Here is a 19,294-nt window from a genome sequence, read left to right on the forward strand (position 1 = left end):
GACGACGGGGGAGTCCTGGCACGGCGCGCGTGCCCGACGCGCCGCGGAGAACGGCACCCGCATCGCCTCGGTCCGCGTCCCGCACACGGCCCGCGGATGATCGAGTGGTGACGGTCAGGCCACGGGCGTAGCGTCTATCGATGGACCCGACAGTGGACGCCTTTTCGTTCACCGACCTCTTCCCCGGGCCCGTCCCCGATCAGGCGACATGTCATGAGCAGTGTTCCGCAGCCGACCTCGGCAACCCGGCCCACCGCCCGACAGGACGGCGGAGGCAACGCGATGGCGCTGCTGGTCATCGCGTCCTGCCAGCTGATGGTGGTCCTCGACATCACCATCGTGAACATCGCCCTGCCGGACATCCAGCGTTCCCTGGGCTTCTCCACCACCAGCCTCGCGTGGGTGGTCAACGCCTACACCCTGACCTTCGGCGGCCTGCTGCTGCTCGGCGGCCGGGTCGGCGACATCCTCGGCAGACGCCGGGTGTTCGTCTTCGGAGTGCTGCTCTTCGTGCTCGCCTCGCTGCTCGGCGGACTCGCCCAGAACGAGGCCCAACTCCTCGCGGCACGCGCCCTCCAGGGCGTCGGCGGCGCCATCGCGTCCCCGACCGCCCTCTCCCTCGTCAGCACGACGTTCCCGGAAGGACCGCAGCGCAACCGGGCGTTCGGCGTCTTCGCCGCCGTCTCGGCGGGCGGTGGCGCGATCGGCCTGCTCGCGGGCGGGATCCTGGTCGAGTACCTCAACTGGCGGTGGGTGCTGTTCGTCAACGTCCCCATCGGACTGCTCATCGCCCTCGCCACGCCCCGCTACATCAAGGAGTCCGAACGCCACCCCGGCCACTTCGACATCGCCGGTGCGCTGACCTCCACCGTGGGCATGGTGCTGCTGGTGTACGGGTTCATCAGAGCCGCGCAGGAAGGGTGGCGGGACACTCTCACCATCGCCTCGTTCGTCGCGGCCGTCGTCGTCCTCGCCGTGTTCGTCCTGGTCGAGCGGCGCTCGCGGCAGCCGATCACGCCACTGCACATGTTCGCCGACCGCAACCGGGCGGGCACCTACGGCATCATGCTGTGCCTCGCCGCCGCGATCTTCGGCATGTTCTTCTTCCTCACGCTCTTCGTGCAGAACGTGCTCGGCTTCAGCCCGCTCGCGGCCGGTTTCGCCTTCCTCCCGGTCAGCGCGGTCATCGCGGTCGGCGCCGGACTGGCCTCACGGTTCCTGCCCAGGTACGGACCCAAGCCCTTCATGGTGGTGGGCGCGCTCCTCGCGGCGGGGGGTCTGTCCTGGCTGACCCTGACCGACGTCGACTCCACGTACGCGGGCAGCGTCCTCGGCCCGATGCTCGTCTTCAGCCTGGGCATGGGCATGGAGTTCGTCTCCCTCACGCTGATGGCGCTGTCCAACGTGTCGCCGCTGGAGACCGGCGCGGCCTCCGGCCTCCTCAACGCCACCCAGCAGGTGGGCGGTTCGCTCGGACTGTCCATCCTCGTCACCATGTACGGCACGGCCAGCCGCAACGAGGCGCAGAACCAGATCCCCGACTTCCTGGCCCAGGCGACGCCGGCCGAACGCCTGAGTTTCCGACGCACCGGCCTCCTGCCCGCACCCTGGTCCGACGAGGTCCTCACGGCCGGCGTCTCGGCCTCCTTCGTGATGGCGGCGATCTTCACGGTCCTGGCCGCCCTGATCGCGATCTTGGTCATCCAGGTCCGGCCCTCCGACCTGGAACGCCTCAAGGGCGGCCCGGTTCCGGGCGGCGGAGCCTGACGTCGGCGGAGTCCCCCGCGTGACGGGACGTCAGGCGCCGGTGATCCGGCCGCGACCGGTGGGCGGTGATCGTGGATCTCGGTCGGGGATCGCGTCGTGCACGTACCGCGACCGGACGGGTTTGCCGTCGCGGTGAGCGGCAACGCGATGTCCATGAGTGAACCGAACAGGAAGACGAATGAAGAGTCCGCAGCCGAGCGGGTGACCGCGTCCAAGGCCCGGCGCACCGCGTCCAAGGCGACCGCCCCGGCGGCCCGGGCGGCGAAGGGCGCCGCGACGAGGACGGACGACGCCGCCTCGGCCGCCAAGGCCGGCGTTCAGCGCTCCGCCGAGGTGACGACCGGTGCCGTGCAGAGCGCCGCGCAGAGCGCCTCGCGGGGCGTCGAGGCGGGCCGCCAGGCGATCGTCGCGACGTCGGGCCAGGTCGCCGCGACGGCCAGGACGGCCTGGACGGTCATCGCGCACCGCAAGCTGGTCGCCGCCGGTGTCGGGGCCGGTCTGTCGGCGCTGACCGCGGCCTCGTACGCCGTCGGGCGCCGTTCCGCCCGTCATGCGCACGGTCCCCTCACCCGGCTCACGGGCGGCCGGATCTGACCCCTCACGGTCGCGGTCGGCAGGTCGGCCCCCGGTGTGGACACCACACCGGGGGCCGGGCCGTTCCGGGCCCGTGCGTCGTCGGACGGGCCGTGCCGCCACCCACCGCGACGCGCGACGGGCCCGGGTGAGCGGGCAGCCGGCCCTGGTGAGCCGGCCGGGCCGGCCCCGTCACCTGCCCGCCCATCGGCCGTCTCCTTTCCGGGACTTGATCCGTCCGGCATCTTGACCTTGGTCAGGACCGAGGCTTAGCGTTCCCGCGTTCGCAAGGTATTGAAACGATTCAATCCATGGCCGACGATCACTTGGGGGCGCTCATGCGGGGACCGGTCGAGCAGGGCCAGGGAATGTCACGACGCGCGGTCCTGGCCGCCGGTGCGACAGCGGGCATCGCGGCCGCGACGGCCACGGCCCTGGCAGCCGGGACCCCCGCCGCGGCCGCATCGTCCGCCGTCGGCGGGTCCGGTGCCGCCGACTGGTTCGCCGCTCCCGGCCGGACGGTGCGTCCCAGGTTCCGCTGGTGGTGGCCGGACGGTCTGGTGAACACGCACGAGATCGCCCGCGAGATCGACCAGATCGCGGACGCGGGTTTCGGCGGCGCGGAGATCGCCGCCGTGCACCACAGCGTCAAGGACAAGTCGGTCCTGGACGCGGCGCACCACGGCTGGGGCAGCAGGCCCTGGCGCGACGGCGTCGAGGCCGCGCTGCGCCGCGCCGCCCGGCGGGGGCTCACCATCGACCTGACCCTCGGCCCGAGCTGGCCCGTCGCGGTCCCCGGAGTCACCCCGGACGACGAGGCGGCCGCCAAGGAACTCGTCCACGGCCGGGCCTCGTTGACCGGCGGAGCGACCTTCCGGGGACCTGTGCCGCCGCCCGTGCACGCGCCCGCCGCGGGCGTCACCCGCCGGCGGCTCCTGGCGGTGCAGGCCGCTCTCGTCGACCCCGCCCACTCCACGCGCAAGGAGACCGGACTCGACGTCTCCAGCGTCCGCGACCTCACCGCCTCCGTCGACGCGGACGGCAACCTGACCTGGACCGCGCCCGGGACCGGGGAGTGGGTACTGATCTCCTACTGGACGCGGGGCAGCGGCCAGCAGCCCGAGTCCGGCCCGCACTCGGCGCCCGCCGCCTACGTCGTCGACCACCTGGACCCGGCCGGCACTGCGGCCGTCACCGGCTTCTGGGAGCGGCAGCTGCTGACCCCGGCCCTGCGAAGCCTGCTGAAGGCTGCGGGCGGCTCCTTCTTCGAGGACTCCGTGGAACTGGAGACGGACGGCCTGACCTGGACCACCTCGCTGCCGGACGCCTTTGCGAAGCACACAGGACGGCCCCTGCTGCCCTACCTGCCCGCCCTCGTCCTCAGCGACAGCAACCAGGTGTTCGCCTTCGAGGCGCAGTTGACCCGGCAGATCAGACACGACTTCTGGGAGACCTTCTCGGAACTGTTCAACCGTCACCACGTCCGCGCGCTGCGGGACTGGGCCCACTCCCTGGGCATGACCCTGCGCGCCCAGCCCTACGGACTCCAGACCGACGCGATCGGGTCCGCCGCGCTTCTCGACGTTCCCGAGGGCGAATCGCTGGGCTTCAAGAACCTCGACGACTACCGCTGTCTCGCCGGCGGCCGGGACATGGCCGGCCACACCGTGCTGTCCTGCGAGGCGGGCGCCTACAACGGCACCGCCTACAGCACCACCTGGGACCGTTTCCTGCGCACCATGGGCGGCGCCTACGCGGCGGGCGTCAACCAGACCGTCGTGCACGGCTTCTCCTACGCCGACGCACCCGGTGCGAGCTGGCCCGGCTTCGCCGCCTTCAGCCCTTACAACGGCGGCCCCGGGTACGGGGAGTCGTGGGGGCCCCGGCAGCCCAGCTGGCAGCACGTTCCGGACATCGCCGCCTACCTCGGCCGGGTGCACGGGGTCCTCCAGACCGGCACCGCCCGCGCCGACGTCGCCGTCTTCCGGCAGACCGGCTACGCCGCCACCGGGATCGGCGCGTCCTGGTTCACCGCGACCGGTGTGCCGCTCGGCTGGACCCACCAGTTCCTCAGCGGTCCGCTGCTCGACCTGCCGAACGCCACCGTCTCGGGCGGCCGGCTGGCGCCGAACGGACCCGCCTACAAAGCCCTGTTCGTCGAGGGCGACTTCTTCTACTCCTCCACCCCCAGCCTCGCCACGGCCGACGCCCGCCGCCTGCTGACCCTGGCCCTGGCCGGGCTGCCGGTCGTCCTGCTGGGCGCCTTCGACCAGCCGCTCACCCCGGGGGTCCCCGACGACGGGGAGAACGACCGGCTGCGGGAGCTCCTCGCCCGTCTGCTCGCCCTGCCCAACGTCACCCGCATCACGGACAAGGCGGCGGTGGGCGACGCACTCGCCGGACTCGGAGTCACCCCGGACGTACGTCACGCCGGCGCCTCCACGCTCCTGAACGCCCACCGGGCCACGCGGGACGCGGACTTCTACTACCTGTGCAACGGCAAGCACGCCGAGACGGTCAAACCGCCCGTGGCCGCCGTCGACCACGAAGTGACGCTGCGCCACACCCGCCGTGCCCGGGGCGTGAGGACCGTCCCCTACCTGCTGGACCCCTGGACCGGCGAGGTCACCCGGATCGCCCGGTACATGGAGGACGAAGGCGACGTCACCGTGCGGGTCGCCCTCCAGCCCGGCCAGGTGATGATCGTCGCACTGGGACGCCCGGGTCTCTTCGGCGACCGCAACGGCGCACGGCCGCACGTCCTGGCCACGGACGCGTCCGAAGTACTGTTCCGGGAAAGGGGACTGACGATCCGCTCGCACGAGGCGGGCACCCGTACGACACGGCTCTCCTCGGGCCGTACGGTCACCACGACCTTCCCCTCCGTCCCCGCTCCGGTCACCCCGAGCCGATGGCAGCTGGACGTCGACGACCGGTACCCCGGAGCCAGCCCGACCCGCACGGAACACGTGCACCGTACCCTGACCCTCGACGCGTTGCTGCCGTGGTCGCGGATCCCCGGGCTGGCCGACTCCGCGGGCATCGGCCGCTACCGCACGACGATCGACCTGCCGCCCGACTGGACCTCCTCGCACGGTGCCCGGCTGGAACTCGGCCAGGTCTCCGACACGGCCCGCGTCACCGTCAACGGCACGGCCGCCCCGGCCCTCGACCGTCTCCACCAGGTCGTCGACGTGGGCTCCCTGCTCCGGCGCGGCCGCAACGTGATCGAGGTGGAGGTGGCGATCCCCCTGGTCAACCGACTCAGGGTCGTCCAGCCGGCGGTCTTCGGGGCCCTCGCCCGGCAGGACCACGGACTCATGGGCCCGGTACGCCTGGTGCCGTACGGGCAGGCCACCATCGGCTGAGGCTGAGGCTGAGGCTGAGGCTGAGGCTGAGGCTGAGGCTGAGGCTGAAGTCGAGGCGGGGCGAGTCGAGGCGGGGGCGGGGACGGAAGTCTGAGTCGCGTTCGGAGTCGGCGCAGGCGCCGGCGAGGGCCCGGGCGTACGACGGGCCGCGTCCTTCGGATGTGTCCCGGCCGCCGAAGTGACCGCCGTCGTCGGCGCGTTCACCTCCCTTCGTCGCGTGGACGCAGACCATCGGCCGACTGCGCCCGGCGCCCCGCTCCCGCACCGTGGAGGACATGGAGACGAATCGGATCAGCCGGGCCGGGTTCCTGGCCGGCGCGGCGGCGGTCGGTGCCGCGGCCGCGCTCGGGCCGGCCGCACCGGCCCACGCCACGCGGCGACGGCGCGGACTGCGACGCAGGGGCGTCGTCTACACCGTGGGGGAGGGCGAGACCCCGGCCACGGGGTGGAACGCCCGGCGGATGCGCGCGGACCTGCGCGCCATCCGCCGCGACCTGCACGCCGACACCGTCGACGTCACGGGGGACGGAGTCGAACGCCTCGCGGCGACCGCGGCCGAGGCGGCCGAACTCGGCCTGCACATCTGGCTCCAGCCCACCCTGGGGGACGTCCCGGCGAGCGACGTCCTCGAACACCTCGCGGAGACCGGCCGGGTCGCGCAGCGGCTGCGCGACCAGGGCGCGAGCGTCGACTTCAGTGTGGGCTGCGAGTTCTGGCTGTTCGTGCCGGGCATCGTGCCGGGGGAGACGGTCCTGGAGCGCATACGCAACCTCATGGACGGCGCCTACGACCCCGTCGCCATGCAGCGTCGGCTGGACGCCTTCACGGCCCGTGCCGCCAGGACCGGCCGCTCGGTCTTCGACGGCCGGCTGTCGTACGCCGCCGCACAGGACGACCAGGTCGACTGGTCCTTGTTCGACATCGTCGGCATCGACTACTACTCGTCCTACCGGCGACCCGCCGACCACCTGAGGGAGCTGCGCCGCTACTCGGGCCGGGGCAAGCCGCTGGCCGTCACCGAGTTCGGCACCTGCGCCTATGTGGGCGCCCCGGACACGGGTGGCATGGGATGGGACGTCGTCGACCACGACAAGGATCCCGAGGAGATCAAGGGCCACCTGGTCCGCAGCGAACGCACCCAGGCCGACTACGTCACCGCGCTCCTCGACGTCTTCGAGTCGGCGGGACTCTACGCGGCGATGGCCTTCGAGTTCGTCACCCCCGACGCCCCGCACCGCGCCGACGACCCGCGCCACGACCTCGACATGGCCTCCTACGCCGTCACCAGGACCGTCCACGAACGCCCCGGCCACCCGGAGTGCGGCTGGCACTGGGAACCGAAGGAGGCCTTCCACGCCCTGGCCCGCCACTACGGTGACCGCGCGGCGGGGACCTCGCGCCGGGACGAAGGGAGAACGCCCCGGTGAGCAGGCGAGGGCCCGAGGCGGGGCACGGCACGCGTGGTCCGGTTGCCGTCCCGCCCGACGCATGGAGCGGTCCATCGCGGTTACTCCGGTGTCATGGCAGGAACATCGAATTCCGAACCCGACGAGGCCACGTCGTCGGTGTCCGGACGTGAGCAGACCGTGGGGCCGGACGAGCAGGTGGAGCGCCGGGCGCCGGACGGGCCGGGCAAGTTGCCGAAGCGGTCGTGGTCGGCCGTGCTCAAGGGCACGCTGCGGGAGTTCCAGGACGACGAGCTGACGGACCGGGCGGCGGCGCTCACCTACTACGGCGTGCTGTCGCTGTTCCCGGCTCTGCTGGTACTGGTGTCGTTCCTGGGCCTGGCCGGGAAGTCGGCGACCGACGAAGTACTGGTCAACCTGCGCAAGGTGGCCCCGGGGTCGGCCCGGGACATCATCAGCGACGCGGTGCAGCAGTTGCAGGGCCGGGGCGGCGTCGGCTCGCTCATGGCGATCGTCGGTCTCGTGCTGGCGGTGTGGTCGGCGTCCGGCTACACGGCCGCCTTCATCCGCTGCGCCAACGCGGTGTACGACATACCCGAGGGCCGGCCGGTGTGGAAGGTGCTGCCGCTGCGTGTGGGCGTGACGGTGGTGCTTCTGGTGCTCGCGGTGGCCAGCGCGCTGATCGTGGTCTTCACCGGCGGCCTCGCCCGGCAGGCCGGCGCCGCGCTGGGCGTCGGCGACACGGCGCTGGCCGTGTGGTCGATCGCGAAGTGGCCCGTGCTGGTGGTCCTGGTCACGATCATGATCGCCCTGCTGTACTGGGCGACGCCGAACGTCCGGGGCCGCGGCCTGCGGTGGATCACGCCCGGGAGCGTGCTGGCGCTGTTGCTCTGGTTGATCGCCTCGGCCGGCTTCGCCTTCTACGTCGCCAACTTCGGTTCGTACAACAAGACCTACGGCACGCTCGCGGGCGTGATCGTCTTCCTGGTGTGGCTGTGGATCAGCAACATGGCGATCCTGCTCGGCCTGGAGTTCGACGCCGAACTGGCGCGGCAGCGCGCCGTCGCCGGCGGGCTGCCCCGGGACGAGGAACCCTACGTCGAGCCCCGGGACACCCGCGCCTGGAGCGAGGAGGACAAGCGACGCGTGGAATGAGCGGGCCGTCAGCGCACCGGGAAACCGAAGGAGTATCCCTGCTGCCGCAGCCACGGCAGGACCTCGCGCAGGGCCGTCACGGTCTGCGCGCGGTCCCCGCCCGCGTCGTGGAAGAGGATCGTCGGGCCGTTGGCCACCTCGTTCTTGACGTTGGCGACGATGGCCGCCGCGCCCGGCCGCTCGAAGTCCTTGGTGTCGACGTTCCAGCCCAGCGGCCGCATCCCGCGTGAGGCGGCGAGATCGCGGCTGTAGGGCGTGAAGGCACCGCCCGGCGCCCGGTAGTACATCGGCCGCACGCCCCCGGAGGCTTCGGTGATCATCCGCTCCGCGTCCAGGATCTGCTGCGACTGGTAGGAGTCCGGCTTCTTGTCCATGGCGGTGTCGTGCGAGACCGAGTGGTCGCACAGCCGGTGTCCGTCCGCCACCACGGCCTTGACCAGGTCGGGATGGGCCTGGGCCTGCGTGCCCACCATGCAGAAGGTCGCCTTCACGCCGTTCTCCCGCAGCACCTGGAGGACCTGTGGCGTCCAGACGGGGTCGGGGCCGTCGTCGATCGTGATGTTGACGCCGTGCGCGCCGCCGTCCGACGCGTGGGCGATGTCCACCGAGACCCGGGCGGGAGCCGCGGCCGAGGGGCGCGCGGAGGCGCCCGCTCCGGCCTGCCCCCCGTCGGCGGGACCGGCCTGCGCGGTCCATACCGAGGTGACGGCGGCCACCGCCGTCACCCCGACCGCTGCCGCGAGTACCCGGCCGTACCATCCCCGCCCGCCATGCCGCGCCATGTCTGCCCTGTTCCCGTCGTGTCCGTGGATCCCGTGCGTCCGTGGATCCCATGCAGCTGTCAGGACGGGGAAAAGGCGCGGCGGGATCCGCCTGTTACCGATCGCGGACACTTTCGCGGAGGTTCCGGGACGTACGCGCGTCCGCGTCGGCAACGTCGGGGTGGGGACGGGCGGTTGAGGCCGTGGTGTTCAGGGCTGCACGGGGACGCACAGCAGGGCGGCGGGGCCCGGCGTGCTGCCGATCCGGGTGGTGAAGGCGATGCCCGCGGCGTACTCGTCGGCGGCGCACTGGCCCTTGTAGCGGCCCGGGGCGAAGTCGCCGCCGCCGTCGGCGGGCCGGTTGTCGGACCGGTCGAACCAGACGGTCCGTCCGACCCGGCCCGGCGCGCTGCGGGCGGGGACGCACAGGGCAGCCGACACGCGCTCACCGCGTCGGCTGTACCCGATGACGAACTGGCCCGCGGGGCACTGGAGTTTGGTGTAGCCGCCGGCCCAGTCGCCGCCCGCCGCGACGTACCGTTCGTCGGTGACGACCGTCTGCGCGGTGCCCGCCGCCCGCAGATCGCCGCCGGTGGTGTCGGTGCACAGACCCCGGCCGCCGGAGTGGCCGAGGCCGATCAGCCGCAGGCCGTCGGGACACGCGGCCTTGGATGCTCCCGGGTCCCAGTCCCCGCCGGCCCGCACCCGCCGGGACTGTACGGAGTCGCCGTGGTCGGTGGTGAGCATGCGACGGACGGAGACCTGCGCGAGGGGCCCGGTCAGGGTCGCGGACGTCATGAGGTGGTCCCAGGCGGCGCCGCGCCAGTCGGCCCGGTCGAGGATGCCGTACCGTCGTCCGGCGGTGTCGTAGCGCAGCAGCGCCCAGTCGTCGTGGCCTTCCCAGCCGACCAGGGGCCAGTAGGCGAAGTCGGCGTCGTGGTCGGCGAAGTAGTCGGTGAGGTTGCCGAACCAGGCGCGGGCGGCGGCGCCGGTCTCCTGGCCGCCGACGCCGAACTCGCTGATCCACACGGGCGCGGTGTAGTGCTGTCCCTCCGCCGTCACGAAGAAGGCCTGGTCGGTGAGGACCTGGAACAGCTGGTCGCGGGTCAGGTCCTGGTAGCGCGCGTCGTGGGTCTCGCCGATCCCGGTGGCACCGCTGTGCCGGGGGCCGGTGTAGCCGTAGAAGTGGGCGGAGTAGACGAGCTTGTGGGCGTCCAGGAGGGTGTGCGAGAGCGTGCGGACGGGTGTGAGGGTGGGGCGCTCGTGCGGCAGCCCGTCCACGGGAACGCCGGTCCAGTTGATGCCCTCGACGACGACGAGGAGGTCGGGGTTGCCCTCGGTCAGGATGCGGTCGGCGGCGAGCTGGGCCGCGGCGTACCAGTCGTGGCCGTCGCCCAGACCCCAGTTGGGGTCGTCCAGGACGTCACGGCGCACCTCGTTGTAGAGATCGGCGCCCACGACACGGGGGTCGGCGGCATAGCGGCGGGCCATGAAGACCCAGTCGTCCGCCCACTGCCCGGTGGACTGACCGCTGTTCCAGCGTTCGTTGCCGTCCACGCCGCAGCACCAGCGGGAGGTGTTGGTGTGGTTGTTGAGAATGACCGCGAAGCCGTCCTGAGTGAGGGCGGCCACCACGGCGTCGTAGATCTGGAGGGGTGTCCTGCCGCGCAGTTGTGGGTTGGCCGAGACCGCGGTGTCCGGCACCGGCGTCGTCGTGCGGATCATCTCGTTGGAGAACGGCAGCCGGATGCTGTTGATGCCGAGCCGGTGGAAGTCGGCGAGCAGCGCGGACAGCGGGGCGCGGTCCAGTCCGAGGGGGATGCCCGAGGAGTTCTGGCCGGCGTGGTGGTTGGCGGGGTCGGCCGTGCTGCCGCTTCCCGACCACGACCCCTGGGCACCGTCCCAGTTGGCGGACTTCAGGCGGAAGCGGTTGCCCCGGGCGTCGACGATGTAGCGGCCCCGGGTGGACAGGGGCGGCTGCCAGGTGTCGGTTCCCTGGACGGCGGCCGGCCCGGCGGGTGCCTCGGAGGCGGTCGTGCCCGGCGCGGTGGTGTCCGGGCCGGCGGCGACCGCGGTCGGCGCCGGGGTCAGCAGCGTGAGAACCACGGCTGCCGATGTCAGGTACTTGACAATTCTGGAAGTCTGCATCCGGTCCTCTGCGGGGCGCGGCGGGGGTGGCGAACGGCGACCGGCAGCCTACGAGATCCGGGCCGAGAAGTCCCTAGCCCCGCGCGGATGCGGGCCCGCGGCCGGCGGACGTCGACATGAACGGGCGGACGCTACTCGCCGTCCCCGTCAGGACGACCTGGGTGCGACACGCCGGACGGCACACGCCCACGCGCCCCCGCTCGCCGACCCCCGGAGGGGCAGGCTCCGGGGGTGGGTGGCCGGTGGGTGTCACCAGGTGTGCGCGACGTCCACCACGAGGTGGTCGGCCAGATGCTGCACACGGAAGGGCAGGCGTGCGCGTACGCCGAGCCCGAACTGCGTCACTCCTTCGAAGCTCCCGGCGTACCGGGTGTCCCGGAAGGCGCTGTACCCGGTGATGTTCACGCCGGGCAGCGACTGCGCCACCCGCCCCGGGTAGGTGGACGCGCCCGTCTCCGGGTTGTAGGCGGGCGCGTTCACCCGCACCTCCAGGATGGCGCCGCCGGCGACGGGGATGAGACGGCCCGACGCGTCCTGGTAGAGCCGGTCGACGTACCTGACCGAGAAGCCGAGTGCGCTGCCGCTCGCGCCCGGGACGTCGACGACGAACCGGTCGTAACAGTCGTGGCGGCCGGTCCTGACGTTCGTCAGCGGTGTCGCCGTGCCGGCGGAGTACGTCTTGGCCAGGCTGCCCCAGCCGGTGGGGCAGGCGGTGGCGGCTCGTGGGGTGGCGGCCGGGGCGGCGGTGGCGGGGACCGCCGCCACGCCCAGTGTGGCGGTCAGAAGGGCGGCGGCGGCCCAGACGGTTCTGCTTCGCACCATGATCTCCCCCAAGGCTCTGAGTGTCGGTTATCAACTGAGACAGCCTGATTGCCCCAAAGGTTGCACTCGATCGGCAAGGAACCGCCGGGCACGAAGCGGAATGCGGGACCGGTCGCCCGATCCGTGTCACCGGCCGGTCGCGGCGGCGGGTGCGTCCATGCATTCTGCGGCCGCCGCTTCCCGGCATCAAGACCCTGGCGAACGCTGCCGGAAGTCGGCAATGCGCCGGCCCGCGCCCGTGGCACACCACGACCCGGGGGAGCACCACGGAGGGTTCCGGTGCGGGGCCGCAGCGGGCGCCCCGCACCGGAATCCGGAGGTCAGACGGTCGTCGCGGGCTGCCTCCGCCGGGTCAGCCGCGCCACCAGGAGTCCGAGGACCAGGACCGCGGGGACGGTCAGCCGGAGCCGGACGGACGTGGCTTCGTCGCCGCCGACGAGGGTGGTGAAGTTCTCGATGATGAGCCAGATCGCCCCGGCGATGCCGAGTGCGCCCAGCGCCGGCGCCACCAGCGTGTTCCAGGGCCGGGTGTCGGCACGCGAGCGCCGGAAGAAGACGATCACGGAAACGGAGGTCAGGAAGTAGAGGAGCATGATGCCCAGGACGGCCACGCCGCTGAACCACGGGAAGAGGGTCAGCACCGGGTCCTTCCCCAGGAGCGCGAACGGGATGACCAGGGCCACCGCGATCACCGTCTGGACGATGCCGGCCGCCCAGGGGGAGTGGCGCCGGTTGAGCCGGGTCAGGCGGTGCGGCAGCACTGACAGCGTCCGCTCCGGCCCCTGTGTGACGGGAGTCGTACGGGGTACGCGGAGCGCGTCACCGACGCGAGCGAGGCAGCGCCTGAGAACGGAGCAGCAGGGATGCAGAGGGTCAATGACGCCGCCGGGGACGAGCCCGAGCCCGGTACCGCTTCCGGGCTCTTCCTGGCGGCCCGTCCGACCGGACCGCAAGCCGCCACGGTCCCGGCAATGTCCCCCCACGGGCCGGTGGGGCCTCCCGCGCACGACCACCACCAGGCGATCCTGGAGGCGGCGAAGCAGGTCGGTTCGCTGCTGAAGCGGGGCGGCCACGCCTTCGCCCTCGCCGGGAGCGTGGCCGTGTACGCCCATGGCAGTGCGGGCCGTCTCCAGCACGACGCCGACTTCTGCGTCCGGCGCGAGGACGCCGACGCGGTCGCCGCCACCCTGAGCGAGGCCGGGCTGCTCGTCTTCGAGCCGCCGGAGGACTGGCTGTGGAAGGCGAAGTGCCTGGGCCAGGACATCGACCTCCTCTTCGAGCTGGCCCACGAGCCGGTGACGTCCGAGGTCCTGGACCGGGCCGAACAACTGCCCGTGGACTCGGTGGTCATGCCGGTGCTGTCCGCCACCGACCTGCTGCGCAGCCTGCTCGCGGCCTTCTCGGAACACCACTGCGACTTCGGCGCCGTACTTCCCATCGCCCGAGCCCTGCGGGAGAAGGTCGACTGGGAGCGGGTGCGCCGGGACTGCGAGGACGCGCCGATGGCGGCGGCCTTCCTCTATCTGCTGGAACGCCTGCGGGTGATCGCACCGACGAAGGGACGACCATGAGCGACCACCGCGCGGACACGCCACGGGCGCAGACCGGCGCCGGCGGCCCGAGCGCCACACGTCCGGCCTCCCCTCCGGGCGCCACGCCCGCGACCGAGCCCACGAACATCGAGTACCGGATCGCCTCTCTGGAGGAACGCCTCGCCGCCCGGGGACTGGGCGAGCTGGGCATGCGGGTCGAGGCGCACGGAGCGACCGTGACGGTCCGGGGAACCGTGCCCACCGCCCAGTGCCGCGAGGAACTGCTCAGCGCGGTGCACGAGGAACTGGCGGGGCTGGCCGTCCACACCGACATCCTGATCGCCGAGGTCACCCCTCCCGGCTCTCCGGAGGAGCTGTCATGATCCGCGTCGCGGCCGTCGGCGACATCCACATGGGACCCGACAGCCAGGGCCTGCTCAGGCCCGCCTTCGACACCCTGTCCGACTGCGCCGACCTGCTGCTCCTGGCCGGTGACCTCACCCGGCACGGCACCCCCGAGGAGGCCCGGGTCGTCGCCGCCGAACTGGCCGGTCTGTCCGTCCCGGTCGTCGCCGTGCTGGGCAACCACGACCACCACGACGAGAAGCCGGAAGAGGTCACGGCCATACTCCGTGACGCCGGGATCCGGGTCCTCGAAGGCGAGGGAACCGTCGTCGAGATCGAAGGCACCAGGGTCGGCGTCGCCGGCACCAAGGGATTCGGAGGAGGGTTCGCCGGGCGCTGCGGCAGCGAGTTCGGCGAGCCCCTGATGAAGGAGTTCATCCGGTACTCGCGCCGTTGCGCCGACGGACTGCGCACCGGACTCGAAGCCCTCGCGGCGCAGGGGTGCGCGGTGCGGATCGCCCTCACGCACTTCTCGCCGGTGCCCGACACGCTGGCGGGCGAACCCCCGGAGATCTATCCGTTCCTCGGCAGCTATCTGCTGGCCGAGGCGATGGACACCGCGGGCGCCGACCTCGCCGTGCACGGGCACGCGCACGCCGGCACGGAACACGGGATGACCAGCGGAGGCGTGCGGGTCCGCAACGTCGCCCAGCCGGTCATCCGCCGGGCCTTCAACGTCTACCACCTGCACGCCCAGGACACCGCCGGGCCGGTGCACGCCGGGACCGCCCGCCCGGCCGGCTGAACCCACCCGGGCAGGGGGACTCCCGGTGTCCCGGCGGCGCCGCGGGACACGGCCGGGGGGCACCGGTGGCCGGCGCCCGCCGTCGGCCGGGGCGGCCCCGGCCGACGGGCGGTCATGGGCCGGTCAGAGCTGGCCGGACTCCGCGATGGTGATCTTCGCCGAGGTGGAGCCGCTGCGCGAGCCGTAGGACTCGATCTTCTTGACGAGGGCCATGCTGTCCTCGTCGGCGACCTCGCCGAACACCACGTGCTTGCCGTCGAGCCAGTCGGTGACGATCGTGGTGATGAAGAACTGCGAGCCGTTGCTGTTGGGGCCGGCGTTGGCCATCGAGAGCAGGCCCGGCCGGTCGTGCTTGAGGGTGAAGTTCTCGTCGGCGAACTTCTCGCCGTAGATGCTCTTGCCGCCCGTTCCGTTGCCCCGGGTGAAGTCGCCGCCCTGGAGCATGAAGGCGGGGATCACGCGGTGGAAGGAGGAACCGGCGAAGCCGAAGCCCTTCTCGCCGGTGGCCAGCGCGCGGAAGTTCTCGGCCGTCTTCGGGACGACGTCGTCGAACAGGTTGAAGTTGATCCGCCCCGCGGGCTCGTCGTTGATGGTGATGTCGAAGTAGATCTTGGTGGTCATGGTTCTATCCTGCACGCTCCCGTCGGCACAGCCGAATCGAGGGGGTCGTGTCGGCCCTCACAGCCTGTCGCGGTCCCCCTCGGCAGGGGCCGCGGGGGACCGGCGGGCACCGGATCGCGCCCGGCCGGGGACCGGTGACCGGGGATCGGTCAGTCGACCGGCCAGGTGTGGGCGGGGGCGTTGAGATGCATGTAGTCCATGTAGAGGCGCGTCATCCGCCGCAGCGCCTCGTGGCGGTCGGGGGTGGAGGCGGCGATGCGGTGCAGCGTCTCCTTCTGCCAGACGGCTCCGTTGCGACCGGTGACACACCGCTGCTCGATGATCCCGAGCAGCGGCTCCCGCCACGCGGCGTCCATGCCCGAGAGTTCCAGCCCCTGGTGCGCCAGCGGCAGCAGCCGCCGCAGAACGAGTTCGGGCACCGGCACCTCGCCCATACCGGGCCAGTACAGCCGGGCGTCGATCCCCTGCCGCGCCGCCGTGTGCAGGTTGTCCTCGGCCGCCCGGAAGGACATCCGTGACCACACCGGCCGTTCGTCCTCCACCAGGGCCCGGGTGAGGCCGTAGTAGAAGGCGCCGTTGGCGAGGGTGTCGGCGACCGTCGGACCGGCCGGCAGACAGCGGTTCTCCACCCTGACGTGCGGCTGGTCGCCCGCGACGGCGTACACCGGGCGGTTCCAGCGGTAGACGGTGCCGTTGTGCAGGGTCAGTTCGCCCAGTTCCGGAACGTCCCCTCCGGCCAGCGTCTCGCGCGGGTCCTGTTCGTCGCACAGGGGCAGCAGCGCGGGGAAGTAGCGCAGGTTCTCCTCGAAGAGGTCGAAGACGCTCGTGATCCACCGCTCCCCGAACCACACCCGGGGCCGCACTCCCTGCGCCTTGATCTCCTGCGGGCGGGTGTCGGTGGCCTGCTCGAACAGCGGGATGCGGGTCTCGTGCCAGAGCTCCCGGCCGAACAGGAACGGCGAGTTGGCCGCCAGCGCCACCTGGACGCCGGCGATGGCCTGTGCCGCGTTCCAGTAGGGGGCGAACTCCTCGGGGGACACCTGGAGATGGAACTGCGTGCTGGTGCAGGCGGCCTCCGGAGTGATGGTGTCCGCGTAGGTCCGCAGCCGGTCGACGCCGTCCATCTCGATGTGCAGATCCTCGCCCCGAGCGGCGAACACCTGATCGTTGAGCAGCCGGTAGCGGGCGTTCTCCGACAGCGCCGACTCGCCGACGTCCTCCTGCCGCAGCGTGGGGAGAATACCGATCATGATCAGCTGCGTGCCGACCGACCTCGCCCGCTGCTCGGCGTGATTGAGCGCGGCGCGGATCTCGGCTTCCCAGGCGTCGGGGCCGCCCTGCGTCAGACGGCGCGGCGGCACGTTGATCTCCAGGTTGAAGCGGCCGAGCTCGGTGGACCAGGCGGGGTCCGCGATCGCCTCGAGGACATCGCTGTTGCGCATCGTGGGCTCGGCCCGGTCGTCGACCAGGTTCAGCTCGATCTCCAGGCCGACCTGCGGCCGCTCGGACTCGAACCGCGACTCGCGCAGCATCTGCGCGAAGACGTCGAGGCACTCCTGCATCTTGATCCGGTACCGGCGGCGGTCCTCGCGGGTGAAGACCAGCGCCGGGACGTCACGTCCCATCGGCCCTCCCGGCTTGTCCTCGGTCGGACGCCCTGTGCCTCAAGCGTCGCACCACCGGGCGCCCCACACCATGCGGAAACCTGCCCGTCGGGGGCGGTGGGCGGCGCCGAGCAGGCGGCCCGGGACGCCGCGCGGGCGGGGCCCGCCCGGCCGCGTCTCACCTCGTGTTCCGCGCCGGGACGCGCACTCTTCCGCGCCGTGATCATCAGATTCACCCGGTCGGATTCTTCCGCATCTCGGGGGCGCTTCCGGGGAGCGATACGGCGGATCGACCCGGTGGAGCGGTGCTTCTCGGACTGCGCTGCGGGCCGACGCCGGCGGGCATCCGCACCGGATGCGTCGCCGGGAGGGCGGAGGCAGACTGAACGCGTGACTGGCATGTACACCAAACAGCAGGCGGGGGCTCCCGCGGGTGGGCCCGTCCCCTCGCAGTCGGTGGCGCTCGCGGCCATGATGTTCGCGGTCGCGATGACGTTCATCGACCAGACCATCGTGTCGATCGCCACGCCGGACATCGTCGACGAACTCGGCCTGTCCTCCTCCGGTATGCAGTGGGTGGTCAACGCCTATCTGCTGGCACTGGCCGCGTTCTTCGCCCTGGGCGGACGGCTGGCGGACCTGCTCGGTCCCCGGCGCGTGGTCGTGGCGGGCACCCTGGTGTTCGTCGTCTCGTCGGTGCTGTGCGGATGCGTACCCCGCGGCGACTTGGCGCTGACCTGGCTCATCGTCTTCCGGACGACCCAGGGCCTGGGCGCGGCGCTGCTCTTCCCCGCGGCGCTCGCGGTGGTCGTGGCGGTCTTCCCGGTGGAACGGCGCGGTCGGGCGCTGGCCCTCTTCTTCGGCGTCACCGGGGCGCTGACGGCCCTCGGGCCGCTCCTCGGCGGCTGGCTCACCGACTGGACCTGGCGGGCCATCTTCTGGGTCAACGTGCCCGTGGCCGTCGTCGCCCTGATCCTGACGGCGCTCGCCCACGTGTCCGATCGCCGTCGTGACGAGCCTCTGGACGTGAAGGGCGCGGCGCTGATCGCGATCGGTATGGGCGCGAGTGTCCTCGGCTTCCAGCAGGCGGCCGCCTGGGGCTGGGGCAGCGTGCTCACCTGGGTCTGCATCGTGGGCGGTCTCGCCGTGCTGTGGCTGTTCTGCCGCTATGAACTGCGCACGGCCCATCCGCTGGTCGAATTCGCGGTCTTCCGGGACCGTGCCTTCGCGGTGGACGGACTGGTGCTCTTCTTCGCCATGCTCGCGTTCGTCCCGCTGTTCTTCTTCGCCTCCGTCTACGCGCAGGTGTCCCTGAGCGCCTCGCCCAACCAGGCCGCCCTGTACCTGCTGTACTTCTTCGCCGGTTTCGCCCTCGCCTCGCAGTGGGGTGGACGGATCCTGGACAAGCGGGGCGCACGGCCGGCCCTCAAGACCGGGTGCGTGGTGGGCGCGGTGGGCTTCGCGCTCTGGGCGGGCAAGCTGACCGATCTGTCCATGCACGACCAGTGGCCCTACGCGGCCCTCGCGGGCGCCGGCATCGGCTTCATCCTGGCCCCCGCCTCCACCGACGCCGTGAACCGGTCGATCGACGCCTCGTACGGCGAGGTCACCGGCATCACGCAGACGATCCGCAACTACGCCGCGAGTGTGGGCCTGGCACTGTTCGGCACCCTGCTGACCCACCGCACGACCGACAACGTCCGCGACACGCTCGAGTCGCGTGGAGTGCCGTCGGGGGTCGCGGACGGCGCGGCGAGGAACGTCGCGGAGTCGATCACCGGCAGTGCCGACGACCGGCAGCTGACCGGTGACGGACCGGTCGCGCGGACGGTGCGGGAGTCGGTGTCCGCGATCCGCATGGACTTCGCGGAGGCCAACCAGTGGGTGTTCTACGGGATGGCCATCGCCCTGGCCGTCGGCTACCTGTGCGCGCTGCGCCACCCCGGCGGCACGACCGGCGCGGAAACGGCGGACGGGGCGTCGGAAGACCGCTCGCACACCGCAGACCCCCCTCCTGACGAAGGCGACGACCACCGGCGGCCGGGGGGCAGCCCGGAGCCTGCTCGGCGAAGCCCGGACCGGCTCGGCGAAGCCGGGACCGGGGAACCGGAACCGAAGAAGCCGGAAACCGGGCAGGCGGGCTGGGCGGAGCCGGGACCGGGGATGCCGGAAACCGGGCAGGCGGGCTGAGGAGGAGCCGGATCCGGGGATGCCGGAAACCGGGCAGGCGGGCTGGGGGGAGCCGGATCCGGGGAAGACGGCTCGCCAAAGTCGGCGTCGGGAGGCCCGGGCCGGGGAAACGCGGGGCTCCCCCGGCTCGCGTGGGTCAGCGGCTGCGAAAGACGCTGGTGGTGAAGAATCCCGTGGCGGCGGCGCTGAGCAGGGCG

At 72.2% G+C, this 19,294-nt stretch carries 14 protein-coding genes and 1 pseudogene; 9 read left to right on the forward strand and 6 right to left on the reverse strand.

Features of this window, described 5'->3' with window-relative positions; genetic code table 11:
• Positions 1-282 precede the first annotated feature (282 nt).
• From OHS71_RS38335 to OHS71_RS38355, 5 genes are all read left to right on the forward strand, one after another.
• Positions 283-1,767 (forward strand): MFS transporter, encoded by a 1,485-nt coding sequence (locus OHS71_RS38335; RefSeq protein WP_328484780.1) that lies wholly within the window; start codon positions 283-285, stop codon positions 1,765-1,767.
• 147 nt (positions 1,768-1,914) lie between these two features.
• Complete coding sequence (locus OHS71_RS38340; protein WP_328484781.1) at positions 1,915-2,361, forward strand: hypothetical protein; 447 nt, start codon at positions 1,915-1,917, stop codon at positions 2,359-2,361.
• Between the two features lie 290 nt (positions 2,362-2,651).
• Positions 2,652-5,708, forward strand: coding sequence for a glycosyl hydrolase (locus tag OHS71_RS38345; RefSeq protein ID WP_328483924.1), 3,057 nt, complete (start codon positions 2,652-2,654; stop codon positions 5,706-5,708).
• A gap of 275 nt (positions 5,709-5,983) precedes the next feature.
• Positions 5,984-7,135 carry an abortive phage infection protein gene (locus tag OHS71_RS38350; protein WP_328483925.1) on the forward strand — a complete coding sequence of 384 codons (1,152 nt, stop codon included), beginning with the start codon at positions 5,984-5,986 and terminating at the stop codon, positions 7,133-7,135.
• 93 nt (positions 7,136-7,228) lie between these two features.
• Positions 7,229-8,269, forward strand: coding sequence for a YihY/virulence factor BrkB family protein (locus tag OHS71_RS38355; RefSeq protein ID WP_328483926.1), 1,041 nt, complete (start codon positions 7,229-7,231; stop codon positions 8,267-8,269).
• 8 nt (positions 8,270-8,277) lie between these two features.
• Here the strand turns inward: OHS71_RS38355 and OHS71_RS38360 are convergent, their stop codons facing one another.
• The 4 genes and pseudogenes from OHS71_RS38360 to OHS71_RS38375 all read right to left on the reverse strand — a co-directional run.
• Positions 8,278-9,051: a polysaccharide deacetylase family protein gene (locus OHS71_RS38360; protein WP_328483927.1), complete on the reverse strand. Its 774-nt coding sequence runs from the start codon at positions 9,049-9,051 to the stop codon at positions 8,278-8,280.
• Between the two features lie 189 nt (positions 9,052-9,240).
• Positions 9,241-11,178 (reverse strand): glycoside hydrolase family 5 protein, encoded by a 1,938-nt coding sequence (locus OHS71_RS38365; RefSeq protein WP_328483928.1) that lies wholly within the window; start codon positions 11,176-11,178, stop codon positions 9,241-9,243.
• A 249-nt stretch (positions 11,179-11,427) separates the two neighbouring features.
• Complete coding sequence (locus OHS71_RS38370) at positions 11,428-12,000, reverse strand: AMIN-like domain-containing (lipo)protein (RefSeq protein ID WP_328483929.1); 573 nt, start codon at positions 11,998-12,000, stop codon at positions 11,428-11,430.
• Positions 12,001-12,320: 320 nt separating this feature from the next.
• Positions 12,321-12,761 (reverse strand): annotated as a pseudogene (locus OHS71_RS38375) (amino acid permease); the annotation flags it as partial.
• A gap of 102 nt (positions 12,762-12,863) precedes the next feature.
• Between OHS71_RS38375 and OHS71_RS38380 the strand changes: the two are divergent.
• From OHS71_RS38380 to OHS71_RS38390, 3 genes are read left to right on the forward strand one after another with little or no spacing between them, the layout of a single operon-like run.
• Positions 12,864-13,571, forward strand: coding sequence for a nucleotidyltransferase family protein (locus OHS71_RS38380; protein WP_328483930.1), 708 nt, complete (start codon positions 12,864-12,866; stop codon positions 13,569-13,571).
• Positions 13,568-13,915 carry a BON domain-containing protein gene (locus OHS71_RS38385; RefSeq protein WP_328483931.1) on the forward strand — a complete coding sequence of 116 codons (348 nt, stop codon included), beginning with the start codon at positions 13,568-13,570 and terminating at the stop codon, positions 13,913-13,915. The genes OHS71_RS38380 and OHS71_RS38385 overlap by 4 nt, the downstream gene beginning before the upstream one ends.
• Positions 13,912-14,682 (forward strand): metallophosphoesterase family protein, encoded by a 771-nt coding sequence (locus OHS71_RS38390; protein WP_328483932.1) that lies wholly within the window; start codon positions 13,912-13,914, stop codon positions 14,680-14,682. Before OHS71_RS38385 ends, OHS71_RS38390 begins: the two co-directional genes overlap by 4 nt.
• Positions 14,683-14,805: 123 nt before the next feature.
• Here the strand turns inward: OHS71_RS38390 and OHS71_RS38395 are convergent, their stop codons facing one another.
• On the reverse strand, positions 14,806-15,303 hold the full coding sequence (locus OHS71_RS38395; protein ID WP_328483933.1) for a peptidylprolyl isomerase: 498 nt from the start codon (positions 15,301-15,303) through the stop codon (positions 14,806-14,808).
• A gap of 149 nt (positions 15,304-15,452) precedes the next feature.
• Positions 15,453-16,928: a glutamate-cysteine ligase family protein gene (locus tag OHS71_RS38400; RefSeq protein WP_328483934.1), complete on the reverse strand. Its 1,476-nt coding sequence runs from the start codon at positions 16,926-16,928 to the stop codon at positions 15,453-15,455.
• A 378-nt stretch (positions 16,929-17,306) separates the two neighbouring features.
• On the opposite strand from OHS71_RS38400, the gene OHS71_RS38405 reads away from it, so the two are divergent.
• Positions 17,307-19,097 (forward strand): MFS transporter, encoded by a 1,791-nt coding sequence (locus OHS71_RS38405; RefSeq protein WP_328484782.1) that lies wholly within the window; start codon positions 17,307-17,309, stop codon positions 19,095-19,097.
• Positions 19,098-19,294: the final 197 nt, after the last annotated feature.

The sequence above is a fragment of the Streptomyces sp. NBC_00377 genome (assembly GCF_036075115.1).
Classification (GTDB): Bacteria; Actinomycetota; Actinomycetes; order Streptomycetales; family Streptomycetaceae; genus Streptomyces.

What these genes read in the sequence shown, in the direction of transcription:
- OHS71_RS38335 (WP_328484780.1), top strand. Translation starts at nt 283, where the DNA reads ATGGCGCTGCTGGTCATCGCGTCCTGCCAGCTGATGGTGGTCCTCGAC.
- OHS71_RS38340 (WP_328484781.1), top strand. Translation starts at nt 1,915, where the DNA reads ATGTCCATGAGTGAACCGAACAGGAAGACGAATGAAGAGTCCGCAGCC.
- OHS71_RS38345 (WP_328483924.1), top strand. Translation starts at nt 2,652, where the DNA reads ATGGCCGACGATCACTTGGGGGCGCTCATGCGGGGACCGGTCGAGCAG.
- OHS71_RS38350 (WP_328483925.1), top strand. Translation starts at nt 5,984, where the DNA reads ATGGAGACGAATCGGATCAGCCGGGCCGGGTTCCTGGCCGGCGCGGCG.
- OHS71_RS38355 (WP_328483926.1), top strand. Translation starts at nt 7,229, where the DNA reads ATGGCAGGAACATCGAATTCCGAACCCGACGAGGCCACGTCGTCGGTG.
- OHS71_RS38360 (WP_328483927.1), bottom strand. Translation starts at nt 9,051, where the DNA reads ATGGCGCGGCATGGCGGGCGGGGATGGTACGGCCGGGTACTCGCGGCA.
- OHS71_RS38365 (WP_328483928.1), bottom strand. Translation starts at nt 11,178, where the DNA reads ATGCAGACTTCCAGAATTGTCAAGTACCTGACATCGGCAGCCGTGGTT.
- OHS71_RS38370 (WP_328483929.1), bottom strand. Translation starts at nt 12,000, where the DNA reads ATGGTGCGAAGCAGAACCGTCTGGGCCGCCGCCGCCCTTCTGACCGCC.
- OHS71_RS38380 (WP_328483930.1), top strand. Translation starts at nt 12,864, where the DNA reads ATGCAGAGGGTCAATGACGCCGCCGGGGACGAGCCCGAGCCCGGTACC.
- OHS71_RS38385 (WP_328483931.1), top strand. Translation starts at nt 13,568, where the DNA reads ATGAGCGACCACCGCGCGGACACGCCACGGGCGCAGACCGGCGCCGGC.
- OHS71_RS38390 (WP_328483932.1), top strand. Translation starts at nt 13,912, where the DNA reads ATGATCCGCGTCGCGGCCGTCGGCGACATCCACATGGGACCCGACAGC.
- OHS71_RS38395 (WP_328483933.1), bottom strand. Translation starts at nt 15,303, where the DNA reads ATGACCACCAAGATCTACTTCGACATCACCATCAACGACGAGCCCGCG.
- OHS71_RS38400 (WP_328483934.1), bottom strand. Translation starts at nt 16,928, where the DNA reads ATGGGACGTGACGTCCCGGCGCTGGTCTTCACCCGCGAGGACCGCCGC.
- OHS71_RS38405 (WP_328484782.1), top strand. Translation starts at nt 17,307, where the DNA reads ATGTACACCAAACAGCAGGCGGGGGCTCCCGCGGGTGGGCCCGTCCCC.